Here is a 17,336-nt window from a genome sequence, read left to right as displayed (position 1 = left end):
TATTAAGAACGCTCACTCACCTTGTTACCGAAGGCGCTGCGTCTCGTGTGAACTGGCGACCAGCTTGGTAACGGAACCTTAAGTAGCGTTGTGCATTCGTCACTACTTCAAATGCATCTTTTAAGTGTTTGCGCTCAAATTCTGAAAGGTTATCAGGTTCGATATTGTTATCCGGTTCTATACCTTGTTCTACGTCCACCGCTTGGTGACGAATTCTTACCATAGCGATAAGTTCCATCGCATCTCTCAAGTCTTCACCTCTTCCGTTAGGTAAAATATTTGATTGAATTACATCTTGCAATCGCGCATTGGTATTTGCACTGGTTGAGCCAATTTCCAGCGCGTGAATCCTCACTAAATCAGAAATCGGGGAGGTTCCGCGTTTTTTCATATCAATTGAATTAGAATGCCGTCCATCTGATTCCATTACGAAATCTTTGAAAAAACCTAACGGAGGCGTCCGTCTTAGGGCATTGCGTGTCATACTCGCAAGAAAAAGAGGGTGTTTGTAGGCTTTGTGTAGTATCAGACGATTCAACTCTTCTGCCCATTCGGTCCTTCCGAACACCCCGTCAAGATCAAAAAATATGTTGCTATGAAGCAAAGATTCTGGCGTGGGGTGTTCTATCCAATCGATAAAATAACGTTGCCATTGCCGGTATGGCTGACGCCACTTCTTATTCGTAGCCATGATGTTCCCTTTACAGTAGGGATAACCACACTGGTGTAATCCATCGCAAACAAAACGCGCTAAATCGGCAAAATACGCATCGTGAACGTCCTCTTCAAATCGGTTATCTAAGATTATCCCATTATCCTGATCAGTCACCAAAAGCTGTTCTTCTCGGGCCATCGAACCCAAGGCTATAAAACAATACGGAATGGGTGGCGGTCCTAGCTTTATTTCTGCTAATTCTAATAAGCGTTGTTTGAAGCTTCGGCCGATGGCTGCTAATGCACCGCCAATCATGGTTGAGTTCGCATCCTCATTTACCATACGTAGAAAAGATGCGACCACATCTTCACGCAGCGCAGCTAATGCTTCTACTGAGTCGGCTTCAAAAATACTACTCACCACAAATAGACTATTGCGTGATTCGTAACGAATGAGATCCACGTTACTAATTATACCTTCCGGGGATAGCGAACTCGTTTGGCCGGAATCGCTGTGCGAAGATAACGTGGAAGGTAACTCAGCCGGTGAAGATTTGGGTAATACCACCAGATGTTGAACGTTGTTCTTAAGCATCGACATCATCGCTTCATAAACGAACCTGTCGGTGGTGATACTGGGAAAGTCACTTTGCATCGCTTCGTATACACGTGTAGTTAAGGGCAAACCCTTACTGACAATCTTTGCGCGTATGTCTGCATCAGTTAAGATACCGACGACTTTTCGGTCATCCACATCACCCTTCACCAGAACCGAGGACGTATTGTGTTCACACATAAAGGTGGCTGCTTCTTGTACAGTGGTTTGAGGCGAAACAGGTTCCAGTTTCTCACCAAGAAGATCGCTTACTTTGGCCGTTAGCAGGTTTTGAATATTTTCCGATTTTTGAACGGCATGCCGTAATCGTCTGCGGTCTTCAACCTCGACGAAATCGGCGAATGAATCGTAATTATCAAAGAGGTAATGGAACTTTTCTGCGCTGATAAGGTACAACAACGTGTCTTCTAACGCCTTTACGGGAAACCGGACGGGCTTACCTTGTAATAAACTTAACTCGCCAAAAAATCCACCTGTACTGAGGCGGTTATGCAGGCTGCCGTTGCGTCTGAAAATCTCGACTGCGCCCTGCCGAATGACGCACCACTTGTCGATGTGCTCGCCAAGTTTAAGAATATCCGTCCCTTTCTTAAAATAGGCAATCTCCACGTGCTCATTAAGTCCGTCGAATGCGTCTTCGGGTAAAGCGTCGAAAGGGGGGTGACGCAGCAAAAATTCCAGCAATTCAGGAAAATCAGCCTGCATGTTTCCCTCCTTCTAACACGTTTAGAGTGAGTCTATGCATGATGTATCATTTTAAACGAGGTTCACTAGCTAACCCCTTAATAATCGAAAAAGTCGCGACTAACAGCACTAACGTAAACGGTAAGCCCGTTGACACGGCCATAGCCTGAAGGGCAGTTAACCCCCCACCCAAGATAAGGGATATGGCTACCAGACCTTCGAAAGTACACCAAAATACGCGTTGCGGAGTGGGGGCTTCAACCTTCCCGCCTGCGGCAATCACATCGATCACCAGTGAGCCTGAATCTGACGATGTCACGAAAAACACAATGACTAGTACGATGGCGATAAATGAAGTGATGTTAGCGAGAGGCAGCGCTTCAAGCATGTAAAACAGCTGAAGTGGTAGATCAGCTTCCACTACTTTCTGATAGCCAGCGTCAACCACTTGGGAAATCGCCGTTCCGCCAAATACGGTCATCCATAACACGCAAGCGAGAGAAGGAATAATAAGAACAGATACAATAAATTCTCTGACTGTTCGGCCACGCGAGACTCGCGCAATGAACATACCAACAAACGGGCTCCACGATATCCACCATGCCCAATAAAACGCAGTCCATCCCGAGGCGAAGTTGATATCTTCTCTGCCAATAGGACTAGATAAAGCAGGCAAATAGGTTAAATACGCGATTAAGTTCTCGAAAAAGCCGGTCAGGAGTGATGCAGTAGCACCTACCGCAATAATAAATAGCAATAATGCAGCGGCCGCTATCATATTGAATTCAGACAGTCGTTTAACCCCCGCGTCAAGCCCCGCGACAACGGAAAATAAAGCGATTGCGGTTATGAGTATCACTAACACTACCTGGGTGGTGGTGCCCAGAGGCAATCCAAATAAAAAGTGTAAACCCGAGGCAGCTTGAGAGGCTCCTAGCCCCAATGAGGTAGCAAGCCCGAATAACGTAGCGAATACGGCAAGAATATCAATTACATGCCCGGGCCAACCCCAAACTCGCTCACCCAATACTGAATAAAAGACAGAGCGAATAGTTAGCGGTAGACCTTTATTAAAGGAAAACAAAGCTAGGCCCAATGCCATGATGGCGTAAATGGCCCACGGATGTAAGGCCCAATGATATATTGTTGCGGCCATGGCTAGCCGATGGGCTGCTTCGGGATCTTCGGTAGCGCCAGTTAGTGGAGACCAGTCAGTGCGCAATCCATCGCTTTGAGCTATCCCAGCTATACTGCTTGAGAAGTGAGAAATAGGCTCAGATACACCATAAAACATAAGACCTATGCCCATCCCAGCGGCAAAAAGCATGGAAAACCATGCCACGTAACTATAGTCTGGCGTAGCCTGTGTACCACCCAATCTAACCTTACCAAGAGGGGAAATAACAATACCGATACAAATAATTACAAAAATATTTGCTGCGCTAATAAAAAACCAATCTAGATTCGTCGTTAACCACCTTCTTATGCTTGCGAATAAAGGTTCCACATCTGATTGGAATGCAAGTGTAAGTACGACAAAGGCAATAATACTTAGGCTTGAAATAGCAAAAACACGGTTATGAATATCTAATCCAAAAGGACCGAGATTCACTACGATATTATCTTGTCCCACTTGATAGTCTGTATCTATCGGGTTGACTTCGCCATCCGGGCGTAAAGGATCTTTAGGTTGACTCATAATTTCTCCAGCATATTTTTATTAGACACCCTATGGGGATATCTTCATGTGTGCTAAAAGTAGTAGCCGATATTGATATTGAAGCGTTGTTCTGTTTCACCACTGTCACCCACCGCGGAGCCGCCTGCAAAAGGTTGGTTACGCGCTGTTACCAAATCAAAATAGGTATAAAGCCCACCAGCGGCCATTGCCATACCTGTCACATTCATAAGCGTATTTCGTGAGTCATCCGATTTGTCATAAACGAGCCCATAATTGTTGTAAAACTGCAAACTACTAACGGGGCCCCAATCTACCGAAACGGTATAAGCAAGATTTAAAGTGGTAGATTTCGCCTGTGCTGCGATCGTATCGAAAAATGAGTAGGCGCCCACTGCCATTTGGGTAGCATCCCCCACATCATACTGATATTCGGTATGCTGGAATTGCAATAACCAGTTTTGCCATTTTGCTTCTGCGTGCACAGCCCACGCGTAGTAGTCGCCTTCGCGATCTTCTACACCATGAATTCCGCCATTCAATACTGAAGCCCCGATCGTCGAATTGATGTCATAAAGGTCAAACTGATACGCGACCCTTCCTAAAAAAGTATTGTATTCTCCAACCGGATTAGCTGGGTCTGCATAAATACCTTCATCTTGGCTGCGGAAGCCTACAACATCATAAGAGTAACGGTCTGCTCTATTGTCTACATACCCATCTACGCCTCCCAGCTCATCATTCTTAAAAAAGCCAACATCTAATTGCCAACTGTCTTTCAACTGTCTACGAAAGAGTAGACCTAAGTCAAAATCATCTTCTAACCCGAGGTAGTAGTTAGTGCTAAAAAACCAGTTTTGAGAATTATAAGGTCTGTTGCCAAAAGGAACAGGTGTTATACCCACCAGCATTTGCCAGTTTTCATCAATGTTGTAACCCGCATAGGCGTATTTTATGGCAGTCATATAATCAAAAAATCGTATCTCGCCTGACAGAAATACGTCATCGATGCTGGCGTCCATATTAATGCGAAAGATATCAAAATCGAAATCACCTCCGCGATTTTTACTATCATCATCATATGACGTGTAGCTATAGTTGGTGCGGATGGCGCCCCCAAAAGTTACGACCGGTTCATTTGGTTCCTCATCCACGCTGATATCGTTTTGAGCACGTGGGGTGTCATCAGTATTAGCGAGGATAGTTTCTTGTTGACTTTGTGCCCGCTCTAACTCGGTCAATCGCTGTTGCAATATTTCTATTTGTTGGCGTAAAGCAGAAAGCTCTTCAGCGGAAGTCGCTGGAGTTTGACTTGAAGCAAATGCGGGGAAAAGGAGTGCTACCAACCCTGTATAGGTTACTGTTTTTATACGCATCGACGTTTACCTGAATGTAATCAATGTTTTGAGTAATACCCATCAGCGTTAATGTGCGATCAGTTCGGGGAAAGAGAAATGAGTTAATCTAGGCGCAGCGATGAACAATTGAATAGCCTTTCAAATCCGCCTAATTTAACGTTTTTACACGCCTCTTTTTCTTTTCTGGCACTGCAATTTTAACTTTCCACGGTGGCAATTTGCCCCATTTACCCCCGCTAAACCTTCTCAAAAAATAAGTTTGTAAAAAGTTGAAAAGCCCTCGTGCTGAGAGAGCACATATAATTGCAAAATGGCATTTATATTCAGTACGCGTAAAGATCACTTTAGGACGTACTCAGTGTTAAGCGTAGTCGAAAATTTAACAATTTGATTTAAAATGAAAATTTTAATGATGGAAAGATATATACTGAATGGCGTAATGTTTATTCTACGATGCATCCCGAAAAGGTAGGAAACACTCGGGCATTAGATGGCACTGGTGAATTTTATGTCGCGTAAGCGCTAGCCATGGTTAGTTGACCATACACCAGTCTCTCCAGTTGCGAAGAAACAGGTTTTTAGAAGGAAAACATTGGGCCTCTATTCTGGTTCCGCGGCGGGGCGCCACAAATCGCATCAGGATTCAGATACTTTACCGGCCAGGCTGCCAACTTCCAGAAAGGGTGATGCGTCAATACTTTCAGCATTCATCATGGTAGCAATACGCTGAACCGTGGCCACCATTTGGCTTTGTTCCCACTCTTCCAACTGATGAAAGCGCTCTACAAAGTGCTCTTGCAAAGGTCGCGGCGCATTTTCTATTGCGTTCTGCCCAGTTTCAGTAAGAAATACCCCTACGCGACGCTTGTCTTTTGTACTACGTATGCGGTTCGCGAGATTTTTCGCTTCCAAGCGGTCAAGGATGTTGGTAATAGTGGCGGGACTTAAATTAATATTTTCCGCAATTTCACGTACCATTATGCCTGGCTGCTGACTGATATTTTGCATAACCAATAACTGGGGGCCCGTTAAACCTACGTCTTTACTTAGCTGTTTACTGCGTAAATCTACAGCTCGCATAACCCGGCGCAGGGCAACTAATAATTCTTCTTCTTTGCGCATGTGATAATTATAACCTTAGGTAAAAACATAAACTGGATAGGGCCATTCCTAACTATGCTCCTCTATATCAAGTGAATTTGCAACCAAACCTGCTAAACAAAGTCGCCGTTAGGCCGTCGCACAACGTCTTATTGCACGCAGCTTTCGTTGTTGGCTGGTGTAAAACTGACAAAATTGCACGTTAATATTTACGCCGCTGCAATCCAGTTTCCGCCAATATTTTGGCCGAAATTTCTTCTACAGAATATTTGGTACTGTTAAGAAACGGAATTTTTTCGCGACGATAAAGATTTTCAACTTCACGTAATTCCATTCGGCATTGCTGCAATGAGGCATATTTACTATTGGCGCGACGTTCAGAACGGATTTGGTGTAACCGCTCAGGGTGTATGGTCAACCCAAACAGCTTGTCTTTATACTGACGTAGGGCAGGGGGTAATTTAAGAATATCCCCCATATCTTCTTCTGTAAAAGGGTAATTTGCCGCTTTAATACCGTATTGAAGTGCTAAATACAGACTGGTAGGTGTTTTGCCAGAGCGAGATACCCCTACCAAAATAATATCGGCATGTTTATATTCTTTTATATTCGAACCGTCGTCATTGGCTAACGCATAGTTTACTGCTTCAATACGAATATCGTAAGTTGTTTCGTGAATACTATGGGTTCGATGTTTTTCAGGTTTTGAAGGAACACCTAGCACTTTTTCTAGCGGGGCAACAAACTGATCGAGAAAATTGTAGTTAATGCCGACAGAACGGGCGATTATTTTACGAACATCCACATTCACAATTGTATAAAAAACGAGCGGACGCACTCCGCTATCTTGAAAACTTTCAGAAATTTTTTCTAAAACCTTATACGCTTCTTCTTCTGTTTCGACAAAAGGAATTGTCTTATGTTTGAACTGAATTGGGAAATTTGACAGCAAAGCGTGGCCAAATACCTCCGAAGTAATGGCTGTACCATCTGATATATAATAAGCTGTGCGCACAACTTGTCCTTCAATTATGTTGTAAATTAATTACAAAAGTAATAAAAATTTTACTTTTATTTTTTGCCCATTCTATGATGGTTTCGTCGAAAAGCCAGCGTTGCAGTACTTTCTTGTAAAATTGGCGTAAGACACTTTGAAGATGTTCACCATTGTGAAACGTGAACGAAACCATTTTTATAGCTGGAGGCTTCGGCAGTGCAAGATTACGTTCTTTGGTATCAGGAATTGGGAATGCATGACGTTAGTCGTGTTGGGGGCAAGAACGCATCACTGGGTGAAATGATTTCCAACCTGGCAAATGCGGGAGTACAGGTTCCAGGTGGCTTCGCCACTACGGCAGATGCCTTTAATAAGTTCCTTGAGCAAAGCGGATTAGAAGCGAGAATTCACGAAGTTTTGGATTCACTTGATGTAGATAACGTCAGTGCGCTGACAGAAGCTGGCAAGAATATTCGTCAGTGGATCATCGACACGCCCTTTCAACCAGAACTGGAAGAGGCAATCAAATCAGCATTTGAAAGGCTTCAGGGCGATGCAGGAAACGAAGCATCTTTTGCTGTTCGATCATCCGCTACTGCTGAAGATATGCCTGACGCATCGTTCGCGGGTCAGCAAGAAACCTTTCTAAACGTAAAGGGTTACGAAAGTGTGTTGGTCGCTATAAAACACGTTTTCGCATCACTTTTCAACGACCGCGCTATTTCATATCGCGTTCACCAGGGCTACGACCACAAAGGCGTTGCATTATCTGCTGGTGTACAGCGCATGGTGCGCAGTGATATTGCTTCATCTGGCGTAATGTTCTCTATTGATACCGAGTCGGGGTTTGAAGATGTGGTATTTATTACCAGTTCTTACGGGCTGGGTGAAATGGTGGTACAGGGTGCGGTAAACCCTGATGAATTCTATGTTCACAAACCAACTCTCGATGCAGGTAAACCAGCGATTGTGCGCCGTAATTTAGGTAGCAAACTGGTGCAAATGATTTATTCAGATGATCAGTCCCACGGCAAACAAGTGTCTATTGTTGATATAGATCGCAGTCAAAGTATGCAGTTCTCCCTGACAGATGAAGAAGTTCAGGAATTAGCAAAACAAGCGTTGATCATCGAGAAACACTATAAGCGTCCAATGGACATTGAGTGGGCCAAAGATGGTACTGATGGCAAGCTATATATTGTGCAGGCGCGACCTGAGACCGTTCGTAGCCGTGAAGATAGTCAGAGCATTGAACGTTACCAACTTAGAGATCAGGGCAACATCGTTTGTGAAGGTAGGGCGATCGGTCATAAAATTGGTGCAGGTACGGCGAAAGTACTTGGGTCAATTGAAGAAATGGATAAAATCCAGGCAGGTGATGTGTTAGTTACGGACATGACCGATCCTGACTGGGAGCCTATCATGAAGAAAGCTGCTGCAATTGTCACTAACCGTGGGGGTCGCACATGTCATGCTGCTATTATCGCCCGTGAGCTAGGTATACCAGCGGTAGTAGGCTGTGGCAACGCCACAGACATTATTAAAGCAGGTGACAAGGTGACGGTGTCATGTGCAGAAGGTGACACGGGTTACATCTACGGTAACGAATTGGAGTTTGACGTCACCACTTCACGCATCGACTCTATGCCCGATATTCCACTGAAAGTGATGATGAACGTAGGTAATCCTGATCGTGCATTCGATTTTGCGCGCTTACCGCATAAGGGCGTGGGTCTTGCTCGTTTAGAGTTCATTATCAACCGTATGATTGGCGTGCACCCCAAAGCCCTGCTGAATTTCGATGATCAGCCTGAAGAGCTGAAAGAAGAGATTGGGGATATGATTGCGGGTTATGAGTCACCTACCGAATTCTATATTGAAAAATTGGTAGAGGGTATTTCGACTATCGGGGCAGCATTCTCGCCAGAAAAAGTGATTGTGCGTATGTCCGACTTTAAGTCGAACGAATACTTTAACCTTGTTGGTGGTTATCAGTACGAGCCGGACGAAGAAAACCCCATGTTGGGGTTCCGCGGCGCCAGCCGCTATATCTCTGAGGACTTCCGCGATTGTTTTGCTCTTGAGTGTGAAGCTATCAAGCGTGTTCGAAACAAGATGGGCTTAACTAACGTAGAGATCATGATCCCGTTCGTAAGAACGCTGGAGGAGGGTGAAAAGGTTATCGAGCTTCTTGCTGAACAAGGTTTGGTGAAAGGAGAAAATGGTTTACGCATTATTATGATGTGCGAGTTGCCTTCGAATGCCTTGTTAGCCGATAAGTTCCTGGATATCTTTGACGGTTTCTCAATCGGTTCAAACGATTTAACCCAGTTAACCCTTGGGTTAGACCGCGATTCTGGTTTAATTGCACACTTATTTGATGAGCGTAACGAAGCCGTCAAAGCGTTGCTTGCGATGGCCATTCAAACTGCTAAAAAGCGTGGTAAATACGTGGGTATCTGTGGACAAGGTCCATCAGACCATGAAGACTTCGCACAGTGGTTAGTAGAGCAGGGCATAGATTCAGTTTCACTTAACCCAGATACGGTAGTAGAGACTTGGCTTTACCTGGCAGAAAACCAACAATAAAGTTTACTTCTTACCCTACAAAGAAGAAGTGAAAAGTGTAAAGGCCCGCATATGCGGGCTTTTTTATAGGTGAAACTATCTACGAGCTTACCACCAGGCTATGTAAAGTGCGGTGACAATTAAAATCACACCTATTGAAGCGATAGTAAAGCCGGAGTGAGTGGCGAAAGATACGTAGTTTAAGTCGATCGCTTTGGCAGAGCGTTCTTTTCCAAGAAGTGATACCGCGATACCAGCACCTAAACAAAGCAAGAAGACCAAACCCCCCGGTCAGTACATGGAAGCGTTGGCCATATTTGTTGTGAGGCTAATGAAACTACCGTAATAGTGACAACCATACCGTCATCTTGGACCACCATACCGTCATCGTGGACCACCCTACCGTCATCGTGACGAACGTCACGACCTCAATGGTTTTACATTTACTTTTTTTAGATCACGAAGGAAAAAGGGGATACTACAAAGAACGAGTTTATCTCACTACTCTCACCATCAACGTGCACGAGGGGACTTTTATCGTGTAACCGCAAGGATTAACACTGTGCTTAATCTACCCTCATCGTGACAACCATACCGTCATCGTGACGAAAGTCACGACCCCCATGGTTTTACATCTACTTTTTTTAAGATCACGAAGGAAAAAGGGGATACTACAAAGAACGAGTTTATCTCACTACTCTCACCATCTACGTGCACGGAGGGGCTTTTATCGTGTAACCGCAAGGATTAACACTGTGCTTAATTAACTCTAGGATAACCTAATGAGAGCTCCCCGCGTTCACGGGGAGCACTACTCAGGGAAAGGGAAATGCAAATTGACGATTTCCCCGATACGCAGATAGCGCTACTAACAATAAAACTCTTTGAAACAGTTCCCAGCAGGTTAGTCAGAACCGAAGGCGTCTTTGACTTCGCCTTTAACTTTTTTCGCGGAGCCTTTGGTTTGCTCAGCTTTACCTTCGTTTTCCATTTCTTTATCGTTCGTAACCGAACCAGTAACTTCTTTCACCTTGCCAGAGGCCTTATCCATTGTACCTTCTGCTTTATCTGATGATGCTGACATATTAGTCTCCTTTTTACGTTTGATTCATATACGCCTCAGTTTCCAAAGTCACCGAGGCTCAAGTATTATTGTGCAAAAGCGATACCACCTCGTCGATTCCCTAATAATGTGTAATATCTTTTGTCACTCGAACGTAATTGTACGACTTGCAAACTGGCGCATCGCCTGAGGTTACGGCTCTGTACGATGCAGTATATGCGGGGGGATGGAGCCGCTTAATTCTTTTTGCAGAAAGGCGCGCTGTGCCGTTATAGCGTCTTATACTATGTAACAATTACAGCCGGCGGTGCAAATTCAGAATCTTAGTTTATTCTAGAACGACCGGAAGAGTACATGTCAGCATCTACGAAGTTGGTTTGGCTGAACCCAAAAACAATACTGATGTGAACCCTATGCCGGCATTAAGTCCATAATTGAAGGAGTAGTTCGTTGGTTATTGGTCTCTCTATCTACCGCATCTGGCAACAACAAACAGGCTTGATGAGGTGCGCTATCCTTGAATTTAATATGATTTGACGTCACGGAGACTTTTAAGTAACTCGAACTCTAAAAGCATTTGATTGCAATATAATTAGTCGAGCTAATAACGTGTTCATAGCTTGTATTGTTTAAGGCGAATGCTTTTTGGAGGTATAAATGGCTTTATTAATACCTTTCTCATTGTTTGAAAACGTTACATCAGTAACGAATTAAAACTTGCCTGTATCAATGTCTAAGTTAATGCTTTGTTTTGTTTATTTATAATAGGCTAGCTGGTGTTTTCGAAATGCGGTCTGGTGACCGGTGCAATCGAGACCCTGAAGACTAATCGAGTGCGATACTTGGATACTTTTACCTACTTTTTTCTTGTTATGGGTCCCTCAATTGAGGAGCCGTCGCGCAATTTAACTACGATAAACTAGGGCTTCAGTTGCAGCTAAACGTGGATCTCACTTTACCTAAATTCGTCAACATAGAATAAACAAAGATAGCGATATAATATATGCAAGTCGCTAAAGATGAGAGCAAAAACAGTTGTCTTTTACTCGTTCTATGATAATTATAGCCAACTTTTTTTGCCGCTTAGCTAAGCGTCACACGTTCAACTGAAAATATACCGAGGAATCATGAGGGAACCTTTTTTTTTAACCATCGCAAATAATCTACCAAGACTGAAAATAAGTGATCGAATACGTCATCTGATTTATAGAATGGCCGGAATGAATATTCAGGGTAAGTGTACTCTTTGGGGGCCAATTACGATTAGGCCAATAGGTGGGGCAAAAAATATCGAGATTGGGAAGGGAACCTTCATTAATTCAGATGTCCGGTTTGGCGTACCAAGCGAAAAGGTAACAATAGGTGAAAACGTTCATGTTGGACCTAGAGTAATGTTTGAGACCATGAATCATGGCTTAGTTTATGAAGAGGGGAAGGGACGGACTAGAAGTTCTAAACCAATAGTAGTTGAAGATGGAGTCTGGATTGGAGGCGGTTGTATGGTGATACAAGGGGTCACTATCGGCAAAGGCGCTGTGGTTGCGGCAGGTGCTGTAGTAACCAAAGATGTATTGCCAAATACTGTTGTAGGTGGGATACCAGCGAAATTTATTAAGAACACAGACGAATAACTATCGTGCAACACATATGGGCCTTCAAGCTGTCAACGTTATAATATAGCACCTTTGTTATGGCGGGCTTCAGGCGTGTAGTTTACGTCAAATTTAAATAAAGGCTCTTTAAACATGCCTTGTCCAGTTTTTTGACTGGCTAGGATTCTTGATACTCATGGGTTCACCTTTGGTAATTACATTGTATTTCCTAATTTTGCTAGTTGATATTTGCCGGGAAGGGTTCTTACCAAATGTGCGAAAGGGAATTGCAATTAATGTTAACAACAATCAAATTAAATAACGCCCTGGGTGCGCTGAAACTGAATCTCAGCGCCGCTTGGCGATTGTAGCGCTATGTTTAGCCGTTTATCAAATAGTTAGGAGTATTAAAATTTAACTTGTGTGTGTTTTCAGCGAGCTGGGTATAGTAAATAATTAGTGCATCAAAAACTATTATATCCACAGTTATCACTGGCGGTGTAATCGCGTAAAAAGATAATAAAAAGGCGGATCTAAACCAATTATTGCGAGGTTTTGAGACCAGTTTTCGAAAATTCGGAAAATGCACATGCCGACAGCTTTGCGATAGGCAACGTCACGATTATTCAAAATCTAATCGTTCAAAATAGTTTCATTAGTTCTGAAAAGGAAAAAGAACATTATAGAGAAACCCTAATTAATGCGTTATTTGCTGCCTCTATGGGTGGACTTGGCGAGAATAGGTTGTTTGCTGGGTCGAAATCAACCTCAGCCATACTGGGGGCTGATGAGGCTTAAACGGTGTAGCGCCAGGCACCTCTTCCATTTCGAGTAATAACCGTCGTTGCTGTTGTTTAAGACGACACAGCCAAAGCTGTCCTTTAAAAATTTACAACTGCATAACAAATGGTGTTGGATGCGATAAGTTATCAACCAGCATTTGTTACATGTTTTTGTTTTGAAAATACCTAGCATCTCGTTTACTAAAACATGTAACAATAATGGAAAAGTTCATTGGGATTTATCGTTATGCTTGCAAATATTATCCGTTTTTCCTCCAATATTTTAATGGCGATGCTGGCCATTTTTGTTTGCTTTGGCGTGTTGGAAAGTATTTGGTTCTTAGTAATCGCTGGCGATTGGTATCGGAGTAGCTTGGCTGACTTGCTTAGAGAGGACTTTATTGTTTGGCCGTGGATTGTATTTTATCTGCTATATGGGGGCGTTATTTTTGTACTTGCGGTGGTGGCGAATAGAGAAAAATCGCTTTATTACGCCGGGATCGATGGCGCTTTATTGGGGCTTGCCAGCTATGGAGCGTACAACTTAACCAATTACAGCGTCTTGGAGGGGGTAGGTCTTTCAATTGCGCTTATTGATTGGGGGTGGGGGATATTTCTAACCGCGGTGAGCGCAATGGCAGGTTGGCTGGGTTTTCAGTTTACACAAAAGCAAAAATAGCGAAACGGAAGCCTAACGAAGCTTCCGTGCTAAAAGGTAACGATCGAGTTTCCGCGCCCCATTACTCATGCCTGTCTGGCAATGTTTCAGCCAACTTCTGGCCCGCGGAAAATCTACGCTAAGCAAAACAAGTCCCGCTAGAATAAATAACGTAGAGCCGGGTACAATGGTCAGCACAATGCCACTTAAAACGAGCGCTCCACCTATTATTGTTCTGACTATTTTCATATATGTTCCCCTTAGACCAGTAGTAAGGGTAAAGCCGGATAGAATAAATTCAAAATTTACTATGTAATCAAATGTGTCTGAGGTTTTCATATTAGGCTGGAGTAGGGGTGATCGGCCAGTTATACTAGACACTTGCATTCGATAAGAGGTTTGTGTTCTTGAGTTTTCCACGAGTAGCCCCGCAGAGCAGTGTTCATTCAGATTACCGTGCGTATTTATCGGCACTTTCTTCATCCTCCTTTTCAGGCGATGTTGAGTACAGCTATGGTAGCCGTTTAGCCGTTGCCACAGATAATTCGGTGTATCAAAAATTACCACAAGCGGTGGTCTTTCCTAGATCAACCAGCGATTTGCAAACTATCGGACGGTTAGCTAACCAGCATCCTACGGTTACGTTTTCAGCGCGCGGAGGCGGTACAGGCACGAATGGCCAAAGTCTGACTGACGGTATTGTGGTAGATGTTTCCCGCTATATGAACAAGGTACTGGAAATCAACCCCGAAGAGGGATGGGTGAAGGTACAGACGGGTATAGTTAAAGATGCGTTAAATGATGCGTTGCGTCCTCATGGCTACTTTTTCTCACCGGATCTCTCTACTAGCAACCGTGCCACCGTTGGCGGTATGATTAATACTGACGCCTCAGGTCAAGGTTCGTTAGTGTATGGAAAAACCAGCGACCATGTACTTGGTTTAAAAACGGTTCTTGCTAATGGCGAATTATTAGAAACCACACCCCTGTCTGTGGAAGAAGCGAGTATTCGCGCTTCACAAGCTGATTCACTTGGAAAAATCTTAAAGCAAGTTATTGATACCTGTGTAAACAAACGAGAGGACATTCTTGCCAAATTCCCCCGTCTAAATCGCTTTTTAACAGGTTACGATTTAGAGCACGCATACGATTCAGATAATCAATATATAGATGTCAGCCGCCTGATTACAGGTTCGGAAGGCTCATTGGGCATGGTGGCAGAAGCAAAACTAAATCTCACACCGTTGGCGCCCCATAAAGCGCTGGTGAATGTGAAATATGATAGTTTTGAGTCCGCGCTTCGTCATGCGCCAAGAATGATCGCAGCAAATGCGACTTCCGTTGAGACAGTAGACAGTAAGGTGCTTAACTTAGCACAAACCGACATTATATGGCATTCCATCGCTGACTTAATTACTGATGTTCCTGGCAAAGAATTGCAAGGTCTGAATATGGTCGAGTACAACAGCGAAAGTGAGGACGAAATTAAAACACGTATCGCCTCCCTGGAAGAAGAGCTAACCCAAGCGGCTAAAACGGGCGAGTCTGGTGTAATTGGATATCAAGTCACATTTCAAAAGTCCGATATCAGTAAAATCTACGCCATGCGTAAAAAGGCAGTGGGTTTACTCGGAAAAGTCGAAGGTACACGAAAACCAATAGCGTTTGCTGAAGATACCGCAGTACCACCAGAAAATTTGGCAGATTTTATTATGGAATTTCGTGATCTGCTAGATAGTCATGGTCTGCATTATGGGATGTTTGGACACGTTGATGCGGGCGTATTACATGTTCGGCCAGCACTAGACTTGTGCGACGTGGAACAAGAAAAGTTGATGCACCACATTTCCGATCAGGTGGTTGAATTAGTGGCTAAGTATGGCGGCCTGATGTGGGGAGAACACGGAAAAGGCTACCGTAGCGAATATGGACCTGCGTTTTTCGGTGAGAACCTGTTTAACGAGCTGCGTAAAATCAAAACGGCATTCGATCCACATAATAAGATGAATCCCGGTAAAATTTGTACGCCAATCGATAGTACTGACGAATTAGTCAAAGTCAGTGATACTAAACGCGCAACCTATGATCGCACCATTCCCGTTGCGTTCAAAAATGAATTCTCTCCAGCCATGGAATGTAATGGCAATGGTTTATGCTTTAATTACGATACAATGTCACCTATGTGTCCTTCGAGTAAAATTACCCGTGATAGACGACATAGTCCGAAAGGGCGAGCGGGGCTTATCCGCGAGTGGATAAGACTTTTGGCAGAGCAGGGCGTCACCGTAACGCAACTTAAAGCAGAGCAGTTTAAATCCTCCTGGTGGCGTCGATGGTTAAATTCCCGAAAAGATGAAGAGGACTTTTCTCACGAGGTGATGGAAGCGATGAATGGGTGTTTAGCGTGTAAGTCGTGTTCAGGCCAGTGCCCGGTAAAAGTGGATGTGCCTGATTTTCGCGCCCGTTTTCTGTCCCTTTATTATCAACGTTATAGTCGCCCGTTAAAGGATTTTATGGTTGCCAATATAGAACGTATGGCACCTATTATGGCGAAAGCACCCAGTTTGGTTAACTTCTTTTTGAAGTTACCCTTGGCTCAGTCGGTGATTGAAAAGTCCATTGGCTATGTTGATACCCCTTTGTTAAGTTCTCCCCCGTTAAGTAGCTTAGTAAGAAATCAGGTAGAACGATTTGATTTTCGAACATTGGACCAATTGAGTGAGCAAGAAAAGCAACGTCGGGTGTTAATCGTTCAAGACCCCTTCACCAGCTATTACGATGCAAAGGTCGTAGCTGATTTTTGTCAACTTGTCAGCAAGCTTGGCAAAATCCCCGTGTTATTGCCTTTTAAGCCTAATGGCAAACCTGAACATGTTAAGGGTTTTTTAAAGCGTTTTACAAAAACGGCAACCCGTACTTCGGAGTTTTTGAACACAGTGCATAGCCTTAATATACCTATGGTAGGCATAGATGCCTCGTTGGTACTGTGCTATCGCGACGAATACAATAAAGCGTTACACCAAAAACGCGGAAACTTTCACGTTTTCCTAGCACATGAATGGTTAATAGACTTATTTTCGACAAACGAGTATGCATCTATTCAAGCGGCAAATAACCCCCGACCCTATGCATTGTTTTCTCATTGCACCGAAAAAACGGCATTACCTAAAACTGAAACGCAATGGCAGCAAATCTTTGCGCATTTAAAACAGGATATGGATATCGTCGCTGTGGGTTGCTGTGGCATGGCCGGTACCTATGGTCACGAAGCAGACCAAAAACAAAAATCGCTTGGTATTTATGCATTAAGTTGGGAGCAGGCTATTAAACGCTATCCTCAAGAGCAAATATTAGCAACGGGATACTCTTGCCGTAGCCAAGTGGACCGCATTGATGGCTTCAAACCTAAACACCCCGTGCAGGTGATGCTGCAATTATTGACCTAGATAGTTAACAAACGCGCCACATTATCGACACTACGAATCTTCACTCTACAATTCATAATTTAGGGTGAGGAAAGCCTATGGCGCTCAATACCTGTTTTTTGGCTTTAGTATTGCCGATTTTTATCCTCAAATACCACCG

12 protein-coding genes are annotated in these 17,336 nt (G+C 43.8%); 5 read left to right on the top strand and 7 right to left on the bottom strand.

The window, feature by feature from the left end:
- Nucleotides 1-16: 16 nt before the first annotated feature.
- The 5 genes from OPS28_RS00165 to ppsR all read right to left on the bottom strand — a co-directional run bounded on the left by OPS28_RS00165 (nt 17) and on the right by ppsR (nt 7,106).
- Nucleotides 17-1,975, bottom strand: coding sequence for a DUF294 nucleotidyltransferase-like domain-containing protein (locus OPS28_RS00165; protein WP_265607382.1), 1,959 nt, complete (start codon nt 1,973-1,975; stop codon nt 17-19).
- A gap of 46 nt (nt 1,976-2,021) precedes the next feature.
- Nucleotides 2,022-3,653, bottom strand: coding sequence for a BCCT family transporter (locus OPS28_RS00160; RefSeq protein WP_265607381.1), 1,632 nt, complete (start codon nt 3,651-3,653; stop codon nt 2,022-2,024).
- A 53-nt stretch (nt 3,654-3,706) separates the two neighbouring features.
- Entirely contained in the window at nt 3,707-5,008 is a 1,302-nt protein-coding gene (locus OPS28_RS00155; protein WP_265607380.1) for a carbohydrate porin, read from the bottom strand.
- 618 nt (nt 5,009-5,626) lie between these two features.
- Nucleotides 5,627-6,112, bottom strand: a complete 486-nt coding sequence (locus OPS28_RS00150) for a MarR family winged helix-turn-helix transcriptional regulator (protein ID WP_265607379.1) — start codon at nt 6,110-6,112, stop codon at nt 5,627-5,629.
- Between the two features lie 181 nt (nt 6,113-6,293).
- Nucleotides 6,294-7,106: a posphoenolpyruvate synthetase regulatory kinase/phosphorylase PpsR gene (gene ppsR, locus OPS28_RS00145; RefSeq protein ID WP_265607378.1), complete on the bottom strand. Its 813-nt coding sequence runs from the start codon at nt 7,104-7,106 to the stop codon at nt 6,294-6,296.
- Nucleotides 7,107-7,304: 198 nt separating this feature from the next.
- Here ppsR and ppsA point away from each other — a divergent pair, with 198 nt between their 5' ends.
- A complete protein-coding gene (gene ppsA / locus OPS28_RS00140; protein WP_265607377.1) occupies nt 7,305-9,677 on the top strand; it encodes a phosphoenolpyruvate synthase in 2,373 nt (790 codons plus the stop codon).
- An 883-nt stretch (nt 9,678-10,560) separates the two neighbouring features.
- Here the strand turns inward: ppsA and OPS28_RS00135 are convergent.
- Nucleotides 10,561-10,740, bottom strand: a complete 180-nt coding sequence (locus OPS28_RS00135; RefSeq protein WP_265607376.1) for a CsbD family protein — start codon at nt 10,738-10,740, stop codon at nt 10,561-10,563.
- Between the two features lie 1,106 nt (nt 10,741-11,846).
- Here OPS28_RS00135 and OPS28_RS00130 point away from each other — a divergent pair.
- From OPS28_RS00130 to OPS28_RS00120, 3 genes are all read left to right on the top strand, one after another.
- Nucleotides 11,847-12,350, top strand: a complete 504-nt coding sequence (locus tag OPS28_RS00130; protein WP_265607375.1) for an acyltransferase — start codon at nt 11,847-11,849, stop codon at nt 12,348-12,350.
- Between the two features lie 516 nt (nt 12,351-12,866).
- Entirely contained in the window at nt 12,867-13,109 is a 243-nt protein-coding gene (locus tag OPS28_RS00125; RefSeq protein WP_265607374.1) for a hypothetical protein, read from the top strand.
- A 231-nt stretch (nt 13,110-13,340) separates the two neighbouring features.
- Nucleotides 13,341-13,772, top strand: coding sequence for a DUF2177 family protein (locus tag OPS28_RS00120; RefSeq protein WP_265607373.1), 432 nt, complete (start codon nt 13,341-13,343; stop codon nt 13,770-13,772).
- A 12-nt stretch (nt 13,773-13,784) separates the two neighbouring features.
- On the opposite strand, the gene OPS28_RS00115 is transcribed toward OPS28_RS00120, so the two are convergent.
- Nucleotides 13,785-14,000: a PGPGW domain-containing protein gene (locus OPS28_RS00115; RefSeq protein WP_265607372.1), complete on the bottom strand. Its 216-nt coding sequence runs from the start codon at nt 13,998-14,000 to the stop codon at nt 13,785-13,787.
- Between the two features lie 152 nt (nt 14,001-14,152).
- Between OPS28_RS00115 and ydiJ the strand changes: the two genes are divergently transcribed.
- Nucleotides 14,153-17,197 carry a D-2-hydroxyglutarate dehydrogenase YdiJ gene (gene ydiJ / locus OPS28_RS00110; protein ID WP_265607371.1) on the top strand — a complete coding sequence of 1,015 codons (3,045 nt, stop codon included), beginning with the start codon at nt 14,153-14,155 and terminating at the stop codon, nt 17,195-17,197.
- The last annotated feature ends 139 nt before the right edge of the window (nt 17,198-17,336 follow it).

It is taken from the genome of Alteromonas sp. ASW11-130 (assembly GCF_026183735.1).
GTDB lineage: Bacteria > Pseudomonadota > Gammaproteobacteria > Enterobacterales > Alteromonadaceae > Alteromonas.
This window is presented reverse-complemented; position numbering and strand designations above follow the sequence as displayed.

Coding starts and splice junctions, on each gene's coding strand:
- OPS28_RS00165 (WP_265607382.1), bottom strand. CDS start 1,975: ATGCAGGCTGATTTTCCTGAATTGCTGGAATTTTTGCTGCGTCACCCC.
- OPS28_RS00160 (WP_265607381.1), bottom strand. CDS start 3,653: ATGAGTCAACCTAAAGATCCTTTACGCCCGGATGGCGAAGTCAACCCG.
- OPS28_RS00155 (WP_265607380.1), bottom strand. CDS start 5,008: ATGCGTATAAAAACAGTAACCTATACAGGGTTGGTAGCACTCCTTTTC.
- OPS28_RS00150 (WP_265607379.1), bottom strand. CDS start 6,112: ATGCGCAAAGAAGAAGAATTATTAGTTGCCCTGCGCCGGGTTATGCGA.
- OPS28_RS00135 (WP_265607376.1), bottom strand. CDS start 10,740: ATGTCAGCATCATCAGATAAAGCAGAAGGTACAATGGATAAGGCCTCT.
- OPS28_RS00130 (WP_265607375.1), top strand. CDS start 11,847: ATGAGGGAACCTTTTTTTTTAACCATCGCAAATAATCTACCAAGACTG.
- OPS28_RS00120 (WP_265607373.1), top strand. CDS start 13,341: ATGCTTGCAAATATTATCCGTTTTTCCTCCAATATTTTAATGGCGATG.
- OPS28_RS00115 (WP_265607372.1), bottom strand. CDS start 14,000: ATGAAAATAGTCAGAACAATAATAGGTGGAGCGCTCGTTTTAAGTGGC.